At 39.9% G+C, this 14269-nt stretch carries 10 protein-coding genes; 4 read left to right on the top strand and 6 right to left on the bottom strand.

Annotation, left to right across the window (positions count from 1 at the left end):
• The first annotated feature begins 153 nt into the window (after positions 1–153).
• The 3 genes from ACTHN6_RS19075 (at position 154) to ACTHN6_RS19065 (ending at position 7001) form a co-directional block, all read left to right on the top strand.
• Positions 154–2340, top strand: coding sequence for a hypothetical protein (locus ACTHN6_RS19075; RefSeq protein ID WP_440437373.1), 2187 nt, complete (start codon positions 154–156; stop codon positions 2338–2340).
• Positions 2341–2361: 21 nt separating this feature from the next.
• Positions 2362–4590 (top strand): basic secretory protein-like protein, encoded by a 2229-nt coding sequence (locus tag ACTHN6_RS19070; RefSeq protein ID WP_440437372.1) that lies wholly within the window; start codon positions 2362–2364, stop codon positions 4588–4590.
• Positions 4591–4718: 128 nt separating this feature from the next.
• Complete coding sequence (locus tag ACTHN6_RS19065) at positions 4719–7001, top strand: GH92 family glycosyl hydrolase (RefSeq protein ID WP_440437371.1); 2283 nt, start codon at positions 4719–4721, stop codon at positions 6999–7001.
• A 5-nt stretch (positions 7002–7006) separates the two neighbouring features.
• Here the strand turns inward: ACTHN6_RS19065 and ACTHN6_RS19060 are convergent, their stop codons facing one another.
• The 6 genes from ACTHN6_RS19060 to ACTHN6_RS19035 all read right to left on the bottom strand — a co-directional run bounded on the left by ACTHN6_RS19060 (position 7007) and on the right by ACTHN6_RS19035 (position 13526).
• Positions 7007–8179, bottom strand: coding sequence for a redoxin domain-containing protein (locus ACTHN6_RS19060; RefSeq protein ID WP_440437370.1), 1173 nt, complete (start codon positions 8177–8179; stop codon positions 7007–7009).
• 127 nt (positions 8180–8306) lie between these two features.
• Complete coding sequence (locus tag ACTHN6_RS19055; protein WP_440437369.1) at positions 8307–10373, bottom strand: alpha-ketoacid dehydrogenase subunit alpha/beta; 2067 nt, start codon at positions 10371–10373, stop codon at positions 8307–8309.
• A 50-nt stretch (positions 10374–10423) separates the two neighbouring features.
• Entirely contained in the window at positions 10424–11035 is a 612-nt protein-coding gene (locus tag ACTHN6_RS19050) for a fumarylacetoacetate hydrolase family protein (protein ID WP_440437368.1), read from the bottom strand.
• Positions 11036–11115: 80 nt separating this feature from the next.
• A complete protein-coding gene (pth, locus tag ACTHN6_RS19045) occupies positions 11116–11700 on the bottom strand; it encodes an aminoacyl-tRNA hydrolase (RefSeq protein ID WP_440437367.1) in 585 nt (194 codons plus the stop codon).
• 60 nt (positions 11701–11760) lie between these two features.
• Positions 11761–12366 (bottom strand): 50S ribosomal protein L25, encoded by a 606-nt coding sequence (locus tag ACTHN6_RS19040; RefSeq protein ID WP_440437366.1) that lies wholly within the window; start codon positions 12364–12366, stop codon positions 11761–11763.
• Positions 12367–12509: 143 nt separating this feature from the next.
• Entirely contained in the window at positions 12510–13526 is a 1017-nt protein-coding gene (locus ACTHN6_RS19035) for a ribose-phosphate pyrophosphokinase (protein WP_440437365.1), read from the bottom strand.
• A 10-nt stretch (positions 13527–13536) separates the two neighbouring features.
• On the opposite strand from ACTHN6_RS19035, the gene radC reads away from it, so the two are divergent.
• Positions 13537–14226: a RadC family protein gene (radC, locus tag ACTHN6_RS19030; protein ID WP_440437364.1), complete on the top strand. Its 690-nt coding sequence runs from the start codon at positions 13537–13539 to the stop codon at positions 14224–14226.
• Positions 14227–14269: the final 43 nt, after the last annotated feature.

Here is a 14269-nt window from a genome sequence, read left to right as displayed (position 1 = left end):
TTAATAAGGTCAGCAGTCATACATCAACCCTGCCCTTTTTTTATAATGGCTTTCTACAGTTTAGTATGAAGCCAACTTGATAGGAAGCTTAATACACCGGAGATAAACAGATGAGGAGGCCATTCGGCAAATAAAAAATCAAAGAATTTTTGGATGAAAAGAATATATATATTAATTGGTTGCATCGTTACTGTTTCATCGTTAATAGCGCAATCATATAATCCGGCAAAGGAAAATCCAAGGCAGAAAACAACCTTTCAAACGGCGCATGTTTGGATACCGGAAATAGATGTGCGGGCAGATGCTGCTATTGTTTATGGTGTGAGTGAAACAAACCAGGCGCCTTTTGAAGAACGTGTAAAATCGTGGAAGGAAAGAGGTTACCAGGTTGATTTTATGACGGGTATTGCATGGGGACAATACTTCGATTATTTCCTGGGCAAATGGGATGGCCAAAATCATCTCGGCGTGGGCCAGGTAACCTTAAAAGGCGATACCATCATGCACGGTCGTAACATGCCTTATGTGGTGCCGGTTCAGTCATTCATTGATTACATGAAAGAGAAAGTTATTAAGCGTGTTATTGATGCAGGTATTACAAACATCTTTTTAGAAGAGCCTGAGTTTTGGGCGCGTGCCGGTTATAGCGAACCATTTAAAAATGAATGGAAAAAATATTATGGTTTCGACTGGCGGCCTCAGGATGCATCGCCGGAGAATACCTATCTCTCCAATAAATTAAAATACCATTTGTTTTATAATGCCATAGACCAGGTTTCAGCGTATGCAAAGCAATATGGAAAAAGCAAGGCTAAAGAGGTGAAAGTATATATACCAACACATTCGCTGGTTAACTATTCATCCTGGCAGATTGTAAGCCCCGAAGCAAGCCTTGCATCATTGCCCGGCATTGATGGTTATATCGCACAGGTTTGGACGGGCACTTCGCGGGAGCCCGTTTATTTTAATGGAAAAAAAAGAGAGCGTGTTTTTGAAAATGCTTTCCTCGAATATGGTTCTATGCTTTCTATGACGGCGCCTACAAAAAGAAAATTATTTTTCTTAACTGACCCTATTGAAGACTGGCCAAGAGACTGGGCAGATTATAAAAAAAATTACCAGGCCACTTTCACGGCGCAAATATTATATCCCACTGTTGATAATTACGAAGTGATGCCCTGGCCCGAAAGAATATACACACGGCCTTATAAATTAGCTAACAGCGATTCTGCTGTGTTGATACCAAAATATTATTCAACACAAATGCAGGTGATGATAAATGTGCTGAACAAAATGCCGTTATCATCCAACAAAATAAATGGCGTAAATGATATTGGCGTACTGATGAGCAATTCATTAATGTTTCAGCGTTTTCCAACACATAATAGTTATGAAGACCCGCAGTTTTCTAATTTCTACGGACAAACTCTACCGCTTGTTAAACGCGGTATTGCCGTGCAAACCGTGCATGCTGAAAATCTTGCCTATGCTGCAACACTCGGCCATATAAAAGTATTGGTGATGAGTTACAGCAATATGAAACCAGATAAGCCTGAAGTGCACCAGCATATTGCAGACTGGGTAAAGAAAGGTGGCGTATTAATTTATGTTGGTAAAGATGATGACCCTTATCAATCTGTAATGGAATGGTGGAATACAAAAGGCAATCAATACAAAACACCGTCAGCGCACTTGTTTAAGTTATTGCATATTGATCCATTATCTGGCAAAGAAAAATTCACAGTTGGTAAGGGAACGGTGTATGTGATAAAAGAAAATCCAAAAGAATTTGTGTTGAAGCAAAATAACGACACTGCTTATATGAACATTATTAAGCAGGCTTATGAGGCTGATGCAAAAGCAGGAAAGCTTATAATAAAAAATAATTTTTATTTAGAGCGTGGCCCTTTCGATATTATTTCGGTGATGGATGAAAATGCGAATGCAGAGCCCTATCATATCAACGGTCCTGTAATTGATCTGTTCGATCCAAAATTGCCGGTGCTTGTATCCAAAGATGTGCAGCCTGGTGAGCAATCGTTGTTATTTAACATCAATCGCATTAAAGATAAAAATAAACCGCAGGTGCTGGCTTCCGCATCAAGAAATTACGATGAGAAGATTGAAGGAAGAACATATTCGTTCGTTGCAAAAAGCCCTGTTAATACAAACAACGTAATGCGCATTTTGTTGCCGGAGAATGCAAAGCAAATTATTGTTACAGACAATAAAGGCAAGGTGATAAACAACGCCCAATCTTCCTGGGATGAAAGCTCCAAAACATTATTCCTTCAATTTGATAACAACCCTGATGGCGTAAAAGTTCAGCTTAAGTGGTAACACAAAATTTAAATGCAAGCTATGGTAAAGAAGATTTTGTTTATTGTTCTATGTTTTATTGCTGTGCAAACATTTGGTCAAAACCTGTCGAAAGATACTGTTCCCGCTGAGTTGTATGGCGAATGGTACAATAAGAAAAACGGAGATTTGCTATACGGGTTTTACAATAAAGCTGTTGTGTACCGCGAACAGGTTTGGAAGTACGCTGCCGTTAGAAAGAAAGGCACAGAGGCATTTATTGAAATTATTAATAATAGTGGGCAAAAGATTGCGCTGAATATTAAAATAAAAAAATCAACAATTGTAGTCAACCCTTCTGATGGTGAATCGGCAGCTTGTACAAATAAATTATCCGGTTGTTATGTTGCACATGATCTGCCGGAATTTACTGCGCCGGTTTTCAAAGAAGGCCTTATATATTTTTCCGGGTTGATTGCCGATTATGATGGCGATGCAAAAAACTTCATTGTTACTTCAGATCAGTTATTTGAAGGCCAGCAAAAACTTTATCTTGTAACCATTCAGCCGGATGGTTATTTTTCTGTTGAAATACCGCAAACGAACCCAACAGTTTTACTGGCGTTTACGCCTGTTCAACCAGTGTTTCCTTATGTTATGCCGGGCGGCCATCTTTTTGTCATTATAAAATCTAATCATGAAATTGTTTTTGGCGGTAACGGTGCAGCATTAGCCAGAGAAGATCAATTTCTTAGAGAAACAAAGCAGGTTTACTTGTCTGATCCGGCAGATTATTTAGGGGAGATTAAAGGAGCGCCGCCCGAACAGTATAAAAAATATTTCCTCGCAGGGCAAAGAAAAGCGGAGGCAGTGCTTGATTCTATTTATGCAACAAAAACAATTAGCCCGGCAATCTATCAGATGCATAAGCTGGATATAAAATATGCAACATATCAATACCTGCTTAGCTATAATATTTATATGAAACAAGCAGATCAGCAATTTAAATCCGTTGAACTGCCTGTATCTTATTTTGATTTTTTACACGGGTTGCAAGACGGCGAAACGGCTTCCATAGCGCAGGCATATCCAAGTTATTTAAATGTTTTAAATGCGGATGATAACCTGAACCAATTGTTCGCGCCTCTTTTGCACGATAAGCAATTTCAGGATTCCTTAAATCGTATAGGCGGTACAATTGAGACCATTGCATTGGTTTATCATTCTTTATATAATAAGTGGGAAGATGTTAATGAGCGGCAGGCATCGTTGTTAAAAAATATTTATGAGGAAAGAAATAATCACGCGCAGCTAAAAAGTATTATTACTAATAATCAAAAAGAAGTTGATGAAATCCTGAATAAATACAAGGATATTTCAATGTGTTATATCCTGGTCCCGGTATTTACAAAATATCTTAATGATGCTCTGGGCTGGCAACGTGGTGTAACAACCGATTTGGTAATTCCTGCAAATATTGCCCGTAAACTTATTAATGAGAATATCAAAATACCTGATGGATATTTCGATGTGAGAGATGCTATGTTCGCAGATCCTTTTGTCGCACGTTATATGAAAAAGATAAACGACACGCACGTGCCCACTCCAACTACACAAACCAAACAGCCAGACTTTGTAAATGACTGGTCGTACATAAGTAAAGAAGGAATTGTCTCAAATGATACGATTCATAAAAATGGGTACAAGCTGATATTTATAAATAAATATCAAACCTTCCCGGATAGCACGAAGGAAAAAATGATCGATGCTTTCTTTAAGGTTTATCCTGAAGAAGTAGCCATATATAATCCCCTTGCCCCGAAGCAGGTAACCTTTGTGATCGATCCTGAATATACGGGTGTTGCGGCTTCCGGAGACAGCCTTACACGTTTCAATCCAAAATGGTACGAACAAAATCCAAATGATATAGATGTGGTTACACACGAAGTCATGCATATTGTACAAGCATACAGGAACCATTCTCTGCCCTCGTGGGTTACGGAAGGCATCGCTGATTTTGTGCGTTATACATTAGGCGTTAATAATGCATCAGCGAACTGGTCGTTAACGCCGTTTAATGCCGGTCAGTCTTATACAAATAGTTATCGCATCACAGCGCGTTTCTTTGTGTGGATTGTAAATAAATATGATAAGGACTTTGTAAAAAAGCTTAATACAGCAATGCGTGATAATATTTATGACAATACTTTCTGGGAAAAAATAACCGGTAAAACAGTGGATGAATTGTGGTCGCAATATGCTGCAAGCCCGGCTATTCAGGAACTTAGATAAACCTGGTTTTAAAACACGTGTCTTATTGACTTTGCAGCAAACATTAATTTTAAACAGCTTCGTATTACAGGAGTCCGTGTCAGAACATATCATGCAGCACAAATTTTTTTATACACTCAATTATTTTAATGAAGAGAATTATTACCAGCCTCCTGTTCCTCTTTGCATGTAAAGCGGCAACGGCGCAGGCAATTGATAATGCCACAAGCCTTGTTGACTATGTAAACCCGCTTATGGGTACGCAATCAAATTTCCAGTTATCAAATGGCAACACTTACCCGGCAGTGGCCTTGCCATGGGGGATGAATTTCTGGACGCCCCAAACCGGCGAGAACGGTAATGGCTGGCAATACACGTATGATGCTATTAAAATAAGAGGTTTTAAGCAAACGCATCAGCCATCGCCATGGATGAATGATTATGGTGTATTCAGTATTATGCCGGTTACGGGAAGTATTAAAGTTGACCAGGATAAAAGGGCAAGCTGGTTTTCACATAAAACAGAAGTGTCAACATCTTATTACTATAAAGTTTATTTGGCAGATGCTGATGTTACCACTGAAATTGTTCCAACGGAACGCAGCGCACAATTCAGGATTACATTTCCGTCAGGCGATAGCTCAACCCTTGTAATTGATGCTTTCGATAAAGGTTCTTATATCAAAATAATTCCCGGTGAAAAAAAGATTATCGGCTATTCCACAAAATATGCAAGGGGGCCTTTAAAAAATTTCAGAAATTATTTTGTTATATATGTTGATAAACCCATCACCATTGCACAAACCTATAATGACAGCGTTTTAAATAAGGGCCTTGAAACAACAACCAATCACGCATTAGGTGTTGTTGGATTTAAAACAAACAAAGGTGAAGTGGTACATGTAAAAATAGCATCATCATTCATCAGCTTTGAACAGGCAGAGTTAAACCTGCGGCGTGAACAGGGGAATGATGATTTTAATACGCTCAAATCAAAAGCAAAAGATATATGGAATAAAACATTGGGCCGTATACAAATAAGTGGTGGCACTATAGATGAAACAAGAACATTTTATTCCTGCCTGTACCGCATGCTATTTTTCCCAAACAAATTGTATGAAATCAATAAAGATAACAAAATCATTCACTGGAGTCCATATACCGGTGAAACGCTTGATGGCTATATGTTTGCCGGCACTGGCTTCTGGGATACATTTCGTGCATTATATCCTTTCTTAAATTTAATGTATCCATCTATTGTAAAAGAAATGCAGGAAGGTTTGATCAATGATTATAAAGAAGGCGGATGGCTGCCTGAATGGAGCAGCCCCGGCTATGCTGCCGTAATGGTGGGTAATAACTCTGCATCAGTTGTGGCCGAAGCTTATTTAAAAGGCTTACGTGGTTATGATATTGAAACTTTGTTTGAGGCGCTTGTGCACGGCGCCAATGCTGAAGGCCCGAGAGCTACCGGCAGAACCGGCGTTGAATATTATAATACTTTAGGCTATGTGCCTTACAATGTGGGCATTAATGAAAATGCAGCAAGAACACTGGAATATGCTTATGATGATTTTTCTATTTATCAATTGGCAAAAGCTTTGAACAAACCAGACTCTGTTGTTAATCTTTATAAGCAAAGAAGCATGAACTATAAAAATTTGTTTGATGCTTCATCAGGGCTGATGCGTGGCAAGAATAAAGACGGTTCTTTTCAATCGCCATTCAGCCCTTTTAAATGGGGCGATGCTTTCACCGAAGGCAATAGCTGGCATTATAGCTGGAGTGTTTTTCACGATGTGCAGGGCTTGGTTAATTTAATGGGCGGTGCAAAAAAGTTTACGCAAACACTTGATTCCATCTTCTCTATGCCACCGGTTTTTGATGATAGTTATTATGGTGGCGTAATACATGAAATACGTGAAATGCAGATAGCCGGTATGGGTCAGTATGCACATGGCAACCAGCCTATCCAGCACATGATTTATTTATATAATTATGCAGGTGAGCCATGGAAAACACAATATTGGGCCCGCGAAACCATGAAGAAATTATATAAAGCCACACCCGACGGTTATTGCGGCGATGAAGATAATGGCCAGACTTCTGCGTGGTACGTGTTTTCAGCGTTAGGCTTTTATCCGGTTTGTCCAACGAGTGCACAATATGTTATTGGCGCGCCCTTATTTAAGAAGGCAACATTGCATCTTGAAAATGGAAAAGATGTTGTAATTAATGCACCGGCCAACAGCGCTAAGAATATATATGTAAGCAACATTACATTAAATGGCAAACCTTATAATTACAACTGGTTTGATCATGCCGCTTTAATGCAGGGCGCAACTATTAATTTTAATATGCAGGCCGCGCCTGATAAACAACGGGGAACGCATAAAGAGAGCTTTCCGTTTTCATTATCAAAAGAGAAATAAAAAGATTACTCTTTATCTACTGAAAATATTTCTGATAGCTTTTTGTCCATGCCCTCATCCGTTGTATTATCATACAAGGAATACCGGCCAATTATTATTCCATCCTTATCAATTAATATCTGTGCAGGTATAGGCATAGGGTTATATAATTTTCTCAATTCGCCCTTAAAACTTGCTTCCATTCTATTGTCATGGGTTTTTAAAAACTCCATGTCACTGTTTGTAAAAGCAAGGATATTGTGGAATGATTCAATGCTGTCCTGTTTAATTGCTTTATGCCAGGCATCATATTTTGCATCACAGGAAACAACAATAATTTCTAAACCTTTGGAATGATATTGTTTATAAATATTTTTAATATGCGGTGTTTGTTTTCTGCAAGGCACGCACCAGCTTGCCCAAAAATCAAGTAATACATATTTACCTTTAAAATCAGATAAACGCAGCTTCTTGCTATTTGCATCTTGACGTGTAAAGTCAGGAGCTGCATGGTTTATTCCGGAATTAATTGCATACCGGATATTTTGTTTTAATGTTTGAAATGAATAGGTTTTCTTTATAGAGGTATCAAGATTGTCTAATAAATGTAAAATGGAGTCATTAGAAACCTGTACAAGACTTACAGCTGAAATGGCTTTGACCGCTATTATTGAACGTGGATTTTTTTTAGAAAAATTAATGTTTATACCAGCTATTTTTTTGCTGTACAGGTCAAGCGAATCTTTCTGTTTTTCAGATAAGTCTTCAGCGAATGCATTCTTAAGTTTATAAAACTTGCTGTACAATTCGTCAGTTTTCTCTGATAAAAGAAGCCAGTCATCATTTGTTTTGCTTCCGGTTAACTTAGCATTTTTAAAATCATTGGCAATAAGTATAATTGTCATTGCCGCGGGATCCATATAAAATCCTTTATAAGCATTTTGCCTGCCGTCAATTGTTTGTTTATTATCAGTAATTGATGCCAATACGGGTTCTGATATAAACCCATTGAATTGAAATTGCCCATTTTGAATTCTGGCAGTTTCAACATTCCTTATCCCTGCATCAAAATATCTAAGGTAAATTGTTCCTGTATCTTCTCCTTTAATCTCTCCTGATAAAGAGTATTTTTTTAAAGGCTGGGCTTGTAAAGAGTGAGCTATAACAAATGTAATGAATGTGAATAGAGATACTTTCATAGCAAGCTTTTTAGGTGTCAAAACTTCTATGATGCAATTTTTTTAATAATCCATAAGCGTATTATTTTTTTGATAATGAACTGAAATAACATGATGCTTTGCAAAGCCCGGTTTAGAAAATTGAAAATCATTTATTCAATAACATTTCAATTCTTTCTTTTACTTTTTCTGCTGTTGGCAACATGGCTTTTTCAAGGTTTATATTGATAGGCACTGCCGGTAAATCCAAAGCGCCAAATGCTTCAACAGGCGCATCCAGCCAGGTAAAGCAATTATGATTAATGCGGTGTGCAAGTGCTTCTGCGAAAGAATTGGTTTGCTGCTCTTCAGTAAGCACGAGGCATTTACCATGTTTTTTTACCGTTGAGAAAACGAGTGCCTCATCCATAGGATATAATGTTCTCAAATCAATTATTTCAACATTGCCTTTAAAATATTTTGCTGCAGCTTTAGCCCAGTAAACACCCATTCCATAAGTGATGATGCAAACAGATTCGCCATTGTTTACCATTTCTTCATCAGCCTGTAAAATAATGTTGCCCTTGCCAAGCGGCAGTATATAATCTTTTGCAGGCTCCAGGGTTTTAGCATCTTCTGTACCGGGCACTTTACTCCAGTACAAGCCTTTATGTTCAAGTATAACAACAGGATTGGGATCGTAATAAGCAGCCTTCATCAAGCCTTTCATATCTGCTGCATTGGACGGATAGCAAACTTTTATGCCTTTAATGGAAAGCAGCGTTGATTCCACGCAGCCGCTGTGATATGGACCGCCGCCGCCATAAGCGCCCACCGGCACACGCAATACCATACTTACCGGGTATTTGCCATTGGTTAAGTAATTTGATTTTGCAATTTCGCATACCAGTTGGTTTAAACCGGGGTAGATATAATCGCCAAACTGTACTTCAACAATAGGCCTTAAGCCCACAGCGCTCATGCCTGCGGTTGAACCGATAATATAAGCTTCTTGTATAGCGGTATTAAAAACGCGGTGCATACCAAATTTATCTGCCAGCGTTGCGGTTTCGCGAAATACACCGCCCAATCTTTTGCCAACATCTTGGCCGTATAAAAGGCAACGTTCATCATCCTGCATTAATTCTTCAATAGCATGCAAACCTGCATCAACCATTAATATCTTTTCACTATTCGCAGGTTCACGTGTGCCGCGTTCGTCTTTAACGGGTGTTTCCGCAAAAACATTCAATGTAACGGAAAGAGGAGCGGGGTCTTCCGCCTGTTTTGCTTTTTCAAAAGCCTGTTGCACTTCTTCAAAAACTTCTTTTTCCATTTGCCCGATATGGCTTTCAACAAAACCATTTTCAAGGAGATAATTTTTAAACTTTAAATAAGGGTCGTGCGCCTGGTGGCGTTCAAGGTCTTCTTTGCTGCGGTAAAACTCTTTGCGCACGCCGCTGGTATGGTGGTTAAGCAATGGCACTTTTGCATGCACCAAAATGGGCTTGCGTTCCCTGCGCACAAAATCAATAGCATAGTTCATAGCGCCATAGGCATATTCAAAAACGCTGCCGTCAACCTTTAACCGTTCAAGGCCTTTATAACCCATTGCAAAATCAAAAGCATTCATAGCGCGGCCTTCCCTTGCCGTAGTGCTGATGCCCCACTCGTTATCCTGCACGAGATAAATAACAGGTAAATGTTTCAGCGCGGCAAACTGCAAAGCTTCACTTACCTCACCTTCTGTAATACTGTAATCGCCAAAGCTGCAAACCACAACAGGGTTTTCGTTATTGCTGCCTTTTTGCAAAAGATGCGGCAGGTATTGTTCGAGATGTTTAACGCCTTGTGCAATGCCGGTGGTGGGTATGGCCTGCATGCCGGTAGCGCTGCTTTGATGGATAATTTTAGGTTTATCTGCAACATTGCTGCTGGCATGCGCATAATAAGAACGGCCGCCGGAGAAAGGATCATCAGCTTTGGCCAGTAACTGCAACATTAACTGGTGTGGTGTGAAACCAAGCGAAAGCAATAAACTGTCATCTCGGTAATACGGGCTTACAAAATCACAGGGCATCAGTTGCAGGCCGGTTGCAATTTGCAATGCTTCATGACCTTTTGATGTAGAGTGAACGTATTTACAAACCTGCCTGTTGGCCTCATAAATATCGGCCATACAGCGTGCAGTTACCATTAGCCTGAAGGCTTTGGCAAGAATCGCATTGTCGAGCATAGCACAAATATCAAATTACTGCAGAAAATATGACAGGAAGGGGCTATTAATTATTTTATTTCAAACTCAAATACTTTCTCATTGCCAAGATGGCCAATCAGCACATCGCCAACCACACATTCCCCCACGCCGGCTGGCGTGCCGGTAAAAATAAGATCTCCTATGTTTAGGGCGAAGTATTGCGATATATCTGCAATAATACGGTCAAAGGAAAAGAGCATATCGTTGCTATTGCCCTGCTGAACAAGTTCGTTATTCACTTCTAAAGAAAATTCAATAGGTTTTTTCAGCATATCGGCTGTTAATTCGTGCATTCGTCCAACCACCGCAGAACCATCCCATGCTTTGGCTTTTTCCCAGGGCAGCCCTTTTTTCTTTAATTCAGCCTGGATATCCCTGGCTGTAAAATCTATTCCCACCGAAATACGGTCATAATACCTAGTCGCCTGTTCTTCCGGAATATACTTGCCGTTTTTTGAAATATATAAAACCAGTTCGGCTTCATAGTGTAGTTCATTGGTGAATTCTGGATAATAAAACTGGAAACCGGGCGTTAGCAAAGCGCTCTTGGGTTTAAGAAAAATAACAGGTTCCGGAGGAACTTCGTTCTTTAACTCTCTGGCATGCTCTGCATAATTTCTTCCAACGCAAAAGATTTTCATATATGCAAGTTTGGTTTATAGGGAATGAATTTGTTTTAGTGATTGATCTTTATCTGCCTAAAAATAGTAAAATAGATTTACTATTCTTCAATAGAAAATTTTTTTCCGTTCACCATATTCATGGCCTTTTCAATGCCGATGGTTGAAAAACTTTCAATCACTTCTGTGCAATATTCTATCTTCTTCCATATAAGTTTCAGTTCTTCCGGAAACCATTTTGCCAGCACAAAATCTGCCTGCATGCCCTTGGGATAATTATTGCCGATGCCAAACCGCAGCTTGGGATATTTATCTGTGCCCAGCATTAGCTGAATATCTCTTAAACCATTATGGCCGCCATCGCTGCCGCCTGATCTTAACCGCAGGCTGTCTACCGGAAGCGCCAGGTCATCAACAATGGTGAGCGTGTTTTCCAGCGGGATTTTCTCTGCATCAAGCCAGTATTTAAAAGCTTTTCCGCTCAGGTTCATATAAGTGGTGGGCTTTATGCAAATAAATAATTTGCCCTTCCATTTCACTTCTGCTTTTTCTGCCAGCCGCACCGTTTGAAACATGCCGTTATGTTTCAGCGCAAATGCAGATACTACGTCAAAACCAATATTATGGCGGGTATGGCGATATTCATTACCCGGGTTGCCCAGGCCAACAATTAAAAACTTCTGCATAACTGAAAATAAATAAAAAGTCCCGCAGCAAGGCGGGACTCTGATAGAATATTGAAAAAATTACTTTTTCTTTTCTTCTCCTTTTGGCGCTGCTTTTTCAGCAGCAGCTTCTTCCTGCTTCAACTGGCGTGTAAGCACTACAGATGCAATGGGAATTCTGGGCGAATTCATAATCTCTATATTATCTGCTTTTACATCTTCCACGCGGATGTTTTCATTCAGTTTAAGCTCGCTTATGTCAACCTCAATGTTTTCCCTTAAATGTTTGGGAAGGGTTTTTACTTTCAGCGATTTCATTTTTGTAATAAGCTTACCACCTTCTTTTACACCTATGGGCGTACCGTCAAATTTAAGCGGCAGGTTGGCTATTACTTTTTTGTTTTCAACCAGTTCCAGCAGGTCAATGTGGATCAGGTTGTCTTTAACCTTATCAAACTGCAAATCCTTTAAAATGCAGGTATAAGATTTGCCATCCACTTTTACTTCTGCCAACTGGAATTCTGATGTGTAAACAAGAGGCTTGAAAGCCTTTGCCGGAGCAGAGAAATTTACTTCCTGCGCACCCCCGTAAATTACACCAGGCACCAGTTCCTGAGAGCGAAGCTGGCGGGTGGCTTTTTTGCCAATTTCGGTCCTCAGTTGTCCTTCGATTGTAATTGTCTTCATTTTTTGAGATTTAATTATTAAAGCGCTAATGCAAAACCAATGGTTTTTGCATGATATTTTTTCTAATCAGCTTTTGTATTTCAAGGCATTCCACCGCGGCGGATCACTCCCTCATGCTGCATATTTCATGGCAGCACTCCCAACTATTTATCCCTCATCTGCGAGTGTATAAACAGGCTGGTGATGCTCTTGTTTTCGTAAGCGTTCCTTATTGCAATGGCAAAAAGATCGGCCACAGAAATAACCTTTATTTTGGAAGAAGCATTTTCTTTAAGCTGAATCGTATCGCAAACAACCAGTTCTTCCAGCACACTGTTTTCAATATTCTGGTAAGCGTTGCCGCTTAAAACCGGGTGTGTGCATAATGCCCTTACGCTTCTTGCACCATTTTCTTTTAAAAGAGCTGCGGCTTTCGCCAGTGTACCGCCGGTATCAATAATATCGTCAATCAAAACAATATCTTTATCCTGCACATCGCCTATCAGCACCATGCTGGCTATTTCATTTGCGCGTTTGCGATGCTTGTCGCAAATAACCATTTCTGCATTAAAATAGCTGGCAATTTCCCTTACACGGTTGGTACTTCCCACGTCGGGGGCGGCAAAGGTAAGGTTTGGCAGGTTAAGTTTCTCTATATAAGGTATAAAAATTGCCGAACTGTCGAGGTGATCCACCGGTATATCAAAGAAACCCTGTATTTGCGGCGCATGCAAATCCATGGTAATCACACGGGTAGCGCCGGCTTTTTCCAGCAGCGAAGCAACCAGTTTGGAGCCTATGGCCACACGAGGCCGGTCTTTCCTGTCTTGCCTGGCATAACCATAATACGGAATAACGGCAATTATTTTATAAGCGCTGGCGCGTTTGGCGGCATCAATCATCAGTAATAATTCCATTAAATTATCTGTGGGTGCGCAGGTGCTTTGTACCAAAAACACGTAATCGCCACGAATGCTTTCAAGGAATATTGGCTGAAACTCGCCGTCGCTGAACTTTTGAATAATTACTTTACCGGATGCAGCGCCAAAACACTTTGTGATTTTAGCACAGAGTGCCTGCGAACCGGTACCTGAAAAAATCTTTACTGAAGGGCCCATAGTATAGCTTAATAGGGGGCGAAGATAAAAATTCAAAAAAGAAATACTAATTTGAAGTTTCATATTTTTTACAATGCCTGAATCTTCCATTAAAAACTGGGCAGTTGACGACCGTCCCCGCGAAAAACTACTGCTAAAAGGTTATCATGTATTAAGTAATGCAGAACTGATAGCCATCCTCATTAACAACGGAACAAAAGATAAAAGCGCGGTGGATGTTTCCAAAAGCCTGCTAAATGCCGTGGATAACGATTTACAAAAGCTTGGAAAACTATCTGTAAAAGAAATTTTAAAATTAAAAGTAAAAGGCATTGGCGAGGCAAAAGCCATTGCCATTACTGCTGCTTTGGAACTTGGGTTGCGGCGTGATGTTGCAGCAAAGAAATTAGATATCGTTATTCATAGCCGCGACGTTGCGGCTTACCTGAGGGCGCAGTTTCAATATAAGCAGCACGAAATTTTTGCCGTGGTATATTTAAACCGCGCCAATAAAATAAAACATTCTGAGATTGTAAGTGAAGGCGGGATTACCGGAACGGTTGCTGATCCGCGTATTATTTTAAAGAAGGCCCTGGAAAACGATGCCACAAGTATTATTCTCTGCCATAACCACCCGAGCGGCAGTTTAAAACCCAGCCGCGCCGATGAAGAACTGACGAAGAAAATAAACGAGGCTGCTGCTTATTTTGATATAAAAGTGTTAGACCATATTATTGTAAGCGAAGATGGTTATTACAGCTTTGCAGATGAAGGACTGCTGTAAATGGCTATTATATTCAATCGTTATAAAATCCCCATTTTGTTAT

It is taken from the genome of Parafilimonas sp. (assembly GCF_051953455.1).
Lineage (GTDB): Bacteria > Bacteroidota > Bacteroidia > Chitinophagales > Chitinophagaceae > Parafilimonas.
This window is presented reverse-complemented; position numbering and strand designations above follow the sequence as displayed.

What these genes read in the sequence shown, in the direction of transcription:
- ACTHN6_RS19075 (WP_440437373.1), top strand. Translation starts at nt 154, where the DNA reads ATGAAAAGAATATATATATTAATTGGTTGCATCGTTACTGTTTCATCG.
- ACTHN6_RS19070 (WP_440437372.1), top strand. Translation starts at nt 2,362, where the DNA reads ATGGTAAAGAAGATTTTGTTTATTGTTCTATGTTTTATTGCTGTGCAA.
- ACTHN6_RS19065 (WP_440437371.1), top strand. Translation starts at nt 4,719, where the DNA reads ATGAAGAGAATTATTACCAGCCTCCTGTTCCTCTTTGCATGTAAAGCG.
- ACTHN6_RS19060 (WP_440437370.1), bottom strand. Translation starts at nt 8,179, where the DNA reads ATGAAAGTATCTCTATTCACATTCATTACATTTGTTATAGCTCACTCT.
- ACTHN6_RS19055 (WP_440437369.1), bottom strand. Translation starts at nt 10,373, where the DNA reads ATGCTCGACAATGCGATTCTTGCCAAAGCCTTCAGGCTAATGGTAACT.
- ACTHN6_RS19050 (WP_440437368.1), bottom strand. Translation starts at nt 11,035, where the DNA reads ATGAAAATCTTTTGCGTTGGAAGAAATTATGCAGAGCATGCCAGAGAG.
- pth (WP_440437367.1), bottom strand. Translation starts at nt 11,700, where the DNA reads ATGCAGAAGTTTTTAATTGTTGGCCTGGGCAACCCGGGTAATGAATAT.
- ACTHN6_RS19040 (WP_440437366.1), bottom strand. Translation starts at nt 12,366, where the DNA reads ATGAAGACAATTACAATCGAAGGACAACTGAGGACCGAAATTGGCAAA.
- ACTHN6_RS19035 (WP_440437365.1), bottom strand. Translation starts at nt 13,526, where the DNA reads ATGAAACTTCAAATTAGTATTTCTTTTTTGAATTTTTATCTTCGCCCC.
- radC (WP_440437364.1), top strand. Translation starts at nt 13,537, where the DNA reads ATGCCTGAATCTTCCATTAAAAACTGGGCAGTTGACGACCGTCCCCGC.